Origin of the sequence: Gemmatimonas sp. (assembly GCF_044345575.1) — a bacterium.
In the GTDB taxonomy this organism is placed as follows: domain Bacteria; phylum Gemmatimonadota; class Gemmatimonadetes; order Gemmatimonadales; family Gemmatimonadaceae; genus Gemmatimonas.
Map to the genome: position 1 here is coordinate 1 of NZ_JBIJAW010000202.1, position 5,860 is coordinate 5,860.

6 protein-coding genes are annotated in these 5,860 nt (G+C 65.4%); 5 read left to right on the forward strand and 1 reads right to left on the reverse strand.

The window, feature by feature from the left end:
- The 5 genes from ACIQ6O_RS11585 to ACIQ6O_RS11605 form a co-directional block, all read left to right on the forward strand.
- The coding region (locus ACIQ6O_RS11585) for a hypothetical protein (protein WP_396207947.1) at nt 1-619 on the forward strand (619 nt) is incomplete at its 5' end.
- Between the two features lie 92 nt (nt 620-711).
- Complete coding sequence (locus ACIQ6O_RS11590; RefSeq protein WP_396207948.1) at nt 712-1,353, forward strand: hypothetical protein; 642 nt, start codon at nt 712-714, stop codon at nt 1,351-1,353.
- A complete protein-coding gene (locus ACIQ6O_RS11595) occupies nt 1,350-2,039 on the forward strand; it encodes a phosphate ABC transporter substrate-binding protein PstS (RefSeq protein ID WP_396207949.1) in 690 nt (229 codons plus the stop codon). Before ACIQ6O_RS11590 ends, ACIQ6O_RS11595 begins: the two co-directional genes overlap by 4 nt.
- Nucleotides 1,979-2,461, forward strand: a complete 483-nt coding sequence (locus ACIQ6O_RS11600) for a hypothetical protein (protein WP_396207950.1) — start codon at nt 1,979-1,981, stop codon at nt 2,459-2,461. The genes ACIQ6O_RS11595 and ACIQ6O_RS11600 overlap by 61 nt, the downstream gene beginning before the upstream one ends.
- Before the next feature lie 102 nt (nt 2,462-2,563).
- Nucleotides 2,564-4,156: an HD domain-containing protein gene (locus ACIQ6O_RS11605; protein WP_396207951.1), complete on the forward strand. Its 1,593-nt coding sequence runs from the start codon at nt 2,564-2,566 to the stop codon at nt 4,154-4,156.
- Between the two features lie 25 nt (nt 4,157-4,181).
- Here ACIQ6O_RS11605 and ppk1 read toward each other — a convergent pair.
- A partial coding sequence (gene ppk1, locus ACIQ6O_RS11610) for a polyphosphate kinase 1 (protein WP_396207952.1) occupies nt 4,182-5,860 on the reverse strand: 1,679 nt, incomplete at its 5' end.

Consider the following 5,860-nt stretch of genomic DNA (forward strand, 5'->3'; position numbering starts at 1 on the left):
GCCGTCCGGCGCCAACGCGCAGAGCGCTGGCCGTGACGATGGCCTGTGGAACATGAACATGTTTGCGAATTTCACGCTCGTCGGCACCGGCTCGGTAACGACGCCGACCAACGGCGGCGTGGGCATCGTGCTGCGCCGCGGTACCGGCGGTCACTACTTCAACGGTGTCATCGCCCGCTCGGCGCGTCAGGCTCTCTCGATGCGTGACTCCACGACGAACAATCGCTTCCTGGCCGACTCACTCATCGTCAAGAACAACTACCTCGCCGAAAACGGTGTGCAGAACGGTGGCGTGATGTTCGATCCGGCCGGCGGCACGAACTTCGGCCAGCAGACCGCCTTCACTGGCCGCAACCAGATCAACGAAGTGGCGGCGTCGACGGTCACGGCCGCCAGCCTGTTCACGGCGCTCCCGGCCACGCCGACCAACGGCGCCAGCTTCGACTGGTCGCCGGCGACGGGCTCGCCGATCGCCACGGGTGGCTTGTCCGCCTTCACGGCCGATCCGCGTATCGCCGCGCGTGCCGGCGCGTTCATCACGGGTACGGCCTATCGCGGCGCCGCCGCGCCGGGCGGCACCAAGTGGTGGGCCAACTGGACCAATTACGCCCGCAACTGATTTCCGCGGCGTAGGTTGAACATCGGGCGGCCGGCGTCGATTTCGGCGCCGGCCGCTTGTCATTCCCTCTCCACCCTTGCGTGAATCATTTCGTGCTTCGCCCTGCCCTTACCGCCGTTGCTGCGATTGCCTGCTTTTCGATTGTCGCCTGCCGAGGAGACAGCCCTGCCCGTGATCTCACCGAAGCGGAGAAGCAGGCTGCACACGTGAAGGACGTGGTGGCGGCCGGTGGGACCGTCGACTCGATCATTCCGGTGGCCGAGGCCCTGCAGCGGTTCCGCGCCGATCTCCCGAAGCAGGATACGCTGAGTCACGCGAGCGCCTCCCGAGGCGCGCTCGTGCAGCGGCTCGCGGCAGCGCTCATGGCGAGCGACACAAGCGCACTCAACGCGATGGTCCTCAGTCGAGCCGAGTTCGCATGGCTCTTCTACGAGGATTCACCACTCTCGCGTCCGCCCTACGAAGCCCCGCCGGCGCTTCTCTGGAGCCAAATCCTCGTCGGCTCCGACGATGGGGCACGCCAGCTGGTGAATCGACTGGGAGGGAAGACGATTACCGTGAGCGCGTTTACCTGCCCGAATCCGCCGGAAGTGGAAGGGCGCCACACGCTGCACAAGCGGTGCACGGTGCGCTTCAGTGTGCCGGGCGAGAAACCGCTGGAAGGCAATCTGTTCGGCAGCATCATCGAACGTGATGGCCGCTTCAAGTTCATCGGGCTCGGCAATCGGATATGAGTGCATTCGCCAAGATGGGAGGGAGTGCCGCGCGTCGCTTCGGGGCGTGTGCGCTGCTGGCGATGAGCCTCGCATCATGCGGTCGTACCGTGGACTCCGGGGTGGTGTCGGATTCGGCGGCGAATCCTGCTGATCCGCGCGCACAGCTCACCGGTGCTGGCGCGAGTTTTCCGTATCCGCTGTATGCGCGGTGGTTCAACGAGTACGCGCCCGCGGCGAACAGGCGGATCAATTATCTGTCGATTGGGTCGTCGGCCGGTATCGAAGCGCTTATTGCGCACACGGTGGACTTCGGCGCCACCGATGTCCCCATGACCGATGACGAGCTGGATCGCGCGCGCACCCGCATCTTGCACGTCCCCACCGCAATCGGGGCCGTGGGCATCACCTACAACCTGCCCTCCATCAAGCGTCCCCTCCGCCTGAGCGGAGACGCCATCGCGGCCATTTTCCTGGGCCGCGTGTCCCGGTGGAACGACGCGACATTGCAGGCTCTGAATCCCGAGGTCGAACTCCCGGATCTCCCCATTGTGGTGGTACACCGGGTCGATGGAAGCGGGACCACGTGGCTGCTGAGTGAGTATCTGAGTCAGATCAGCCCCGCGAGGGCCCCGGCCGTGGGCGCGTGCTCGTATGGCCGATCGGCGTTGGCGGCAGTGGCAACGAAGGCATTGCCGGTGAGGTGAAGGCCACCATCGGCAGCATCGGCTACGTAGAGGTCGTGTACGCGCGCCAGAACCGCTTGCCGGTCGCGCATCTGCGCAATCGCGAGGGGCGATTCGTCTCGCCATTGCCCTTCGAGATCGCGTCGGCGGCCACGGCCGTCCTCGACTCGATCGGCGGCAACCCGCTCGACCGGCAGTCGGGATTCCGCGTATCTCTCGCGAATCCTCCCGGCGCTCAGGCGTATCCGCTGTCCGCGTTCACGTTTCTGTTGCTCGATCCCGACATGGCGGGGCGCGATCGATCGAGACAGATGGTCGAGTTCCTGCGCTGGGCGTACGACGATGGAGCGGCCATCGCGTCGAGCATGGGCTACGTGCCCCTTCCCACGGCGGCGGCCGAGCGCATCCTGCGACAGCTCGATCAGGCGATCCCACCGGAATAGCACGCGCGCGACCTTGCGTCGAAGCCGTCGCAGCCCCTACGGTTCTATGGGCGGAGCGACACCGCCGTTCCTCTCGCACGTGCTCCTCGCCCTGCTCAGCCCATGACGGACCTTTCGCCGCCGGCATCCGAACTTCGCATCGCCGCCATCGACATCGGCTCGAACTCCGTCCGCCAAATCATCGCCGACGTATCCCCCGCCGGCGCCATTCGGGTAGTCGACGAAATGAAGGCCATGCCCCGTCTCGGCGATGGGCTCGAGAGCTCAGGGGCACTCTCGTCGACGGCGATCGACTCGGCAGTCGCCGCCGTACAACGCATGGTCACGCTGGCGCATCAGCTGGCAGCGGCGCGCATCGAAATCGTGGCCACGAGTGCCGTGCGTGATGCGGCGAACTCGGACGAGTTCACAGAGCGCGTATTGGCCAGCACGGGCCAACGGGTTCGGGTGCTGAGTGGTGAGGAAGAGGCGTTGCTCTGCTTCCGTAGTGCGTTGGCCCACTTTGAGCTGGGGGCCGGCCGGACGGTGGTGATGGACATCGGCGGCGGGTCGCTCGAGCTGGTGCTGGCCAAGGACGGCCTCATCGAGCGTGTGGCCTCGCTGCCCTTTGGCGCCGTCCGGCTGACCGAAAAGTTTCTCGCGCAGGGCGTTCGTCCGCGTCGCGTACGTGCGCTGCGCGAACACGTACGCGACGGATTGAAGAAGTCCGTACCGGTGAAGGATTGGCGCGGCGCGCAGGTCATCGGTAGCGGCGGCACCTTCACCAACCTCGCCGGGATGGTGCTGGCGCGGGCGCATGTCACGGTACGCTCACTGCACGGGACCCGTGTCACGCGGGCCGAACTCGAACACGTGCTGGAATGGCTGTCGCGCATGGAGTCGGTGGAACGCCAACAGGTACCCGGACTCAACCCGGCGCGCGCCGATATCATCGTGGCCGGGCTCGCGGTCGCGGCCGAGGTCCTGTCGCGTTTCGATCCGCGCGATCTCCTCGCCTCGGCGTACGGCATTCGCGAAGGACTCCTGCTGGAAGCGGCGCGCGTGACGCCCAAGGTGGCCGACCCCGGTGTCGCGCGTGAGCGCTCGGTGCGCGAATTCGCCGAACGATGCCATTACGAGGAGCCACACGCACGGCAGGTGCAGGCACTCTCGCTCCAGCTTTTTGATACATTGGCGGGTCGCCTCGGTCTGTCGACAGACGACCGGCGCCTCCTTGCCGATGCCGCGCTGCTGCACGATGTGGGGTACCACATCAACTACGAGAAGCACCACAAACACTCGTTCCACCTGATCTCGCATGCAGATCTGCTGGGGATGACCCCCGCCGAGCAGATCATGATTGCGCACATCGCGCGGTACCATCGGGGAGCGCCCCCGAAAATCAAGCATGCGGGGTTCGGGCAACTCGACAAGCAGACGCGTGAACGCATCGTGAAGCTGTCGGCGCTGCTGCGCTTCGCCGATGGCATGGACCGGGGGCACGTAGGCGCAGTGGGGAGCCTCACGGTGAAGTGGGGAGCGGATGCGGTCCGCGTGGTGGCGGGCGAGGCCGAGGGCGCATCGAATGTACGCCTCGAATGCTGGGGGGCGAGCCGCAAGCGCCACCTGCTCGAAGAGGTGCTGGGACGTCCGATTCTCGTGATGCTTCCCGACGGAACCGAGGTCAGCGCAGACGCAGACGGCGACGGCGAGTAGTCGCTCGCCATCGCCGTCTCGTGGGTCAGTCGGCGGCGTTGCTCTTCTTCTTACGACGTGGTGGCCGGCCGGCCTCGGTGCCCCACGGTTCCTTGATGAGCGTCTGGTGCGTACCCCGCACCGCCTCGCCTTCTGGCTGCCGTCGACGATACTGGCCATCGGCGCAGAGTTCCCATGCCTGGCGATTATCACCAAGACAGGTCGCCAGCACTGCCTCGATTCCCCTGTGGAGTGCCGGGTCTTCGATGGGGGCAATCACTTCCACACGCCGATCGAAGTTGCGGGGCATCCAGTCGGCCGAGCCGATGTAGTACTCGGGGTGTCCGGCATTGGCGAAGAAGAAGATGCGCGAATGCTCGAGGAACCGGCCGATGATGCTGATCACGCGAATATTGTCGCTGACCCCCGCCAACCCCGGTACGAGACAGCAGATGCCGCGGACGATGAGATCAACTGTGACGCCCGCCTGCGACGCACGATACAGCGCGGCAATGATCTCGGGATCGACCAGGGCATTCATCTTCGCGATGATACGCCCGCCCTTCCCGGCGCGGGCGAGGGCGGTTTCGCGGTCGATGAGTTCCAGAATGCGGGCTCGCAGGGTCACCGGCGCCACCGCCAGACGCCGGTAGAAGCGCTGGCGCGACACGCCAGTCAGCGAATTGAACAGGTCGGAGAGATCCGCGCCGAGATCGGGATTGCACGAGAACAACCCCATGTCGGTGTACAACCGCGCCGTCTTGGTGTTGTAGTTGCCGGTACCGATGTGCACGTATCGCCGGATGCCGTCGGCATCACGACGCACCACGAGGATCGTCTTGGCGTGCGTCTTGAGGCCAGGCAACCCGTACGCGACATGAATGCCCACGCTTTCCATGGCGCGCGCGAACGAGATGTTGTTGGTCTCGTCGAACCGGGCCTGCAGTTCGATGATCACCGCCACCTGTTTGCCCGCTTCGGCCGCCGAGGTAAGCGCGCGCACGATGGCGGTGTCGCCGGAGGTGCGGTAGAGCGTGAGCTTGATGGCGAGCACGTGCGGGTCGTTCGCCGCCGCCTCGAGAAACGCTTCCACCGAGGCGCTGAACGATTCGAAAGGATGGTGCACGAGCACGTCGCGCTCGCGAATCGCATCGAACATGTTGCGCGCATCGCGAAAGGCGCTCGGCACCTGAGGCGTATGCGGTGGATCCTTCAATTCCGGCAGGTCGATGCTGATCAGCTGCATGAGGTCGCCGAACTCGAGCAGGTCGTCCTGATCATGGACATCGGCCATCACCAGCGGCGCCACCAGCTGGGTTTCGCTCTCGCCGAGTTCCTCCAGCAGCAGCGTGCGGATGCGCTCCGGCATGTCACGCTGGACCTCGAGCCGTACCACCTCACCAAAGCGACGCTGAAACACCTGCTGCTCGATGGTCTCTAGCAGGTCCTCGGGTTGATCCATCTGTCCGAGGTCGAGATCGGAGTAGCGCGTGATGCGGAACGTGAACCAGCGCTGCACCTCCATGCCTGGGAAAAGGGAACCCAGATGGGCTCCGATGACCTCTTCGAGTGGCACAAAGCAGTGGCCGCGGCCGATCGATACCCAGCGCGGGAGGGAGCGCGGAACCTTGACGCGCGCGAAATGCGCCTTGCCGGTGACCGGGTCCTTGATATCCACGGCCAGCGACAGCGACAGATTGGAGATGTACGGAAACGGGTGCCCGG

Bases quoted from the DNA above. Each gene is read 5' to 3' on its own strand.
- ACIQ6O_RS11595 (WP_396207949.1), top strand. From the start codon at position 1,350: ATGAGTGCATTCGCCAAGATGGGAGGGAGTGCCGCGCGTCGCTTCGGG.
- ACIQ6O_RS11605 (WP_396207951.1), top strand. From the start codon at position 2,564: ATGACGGACCTTTCGCCGCCGGCATCCGAACTTCGCATCGCCGCCATC.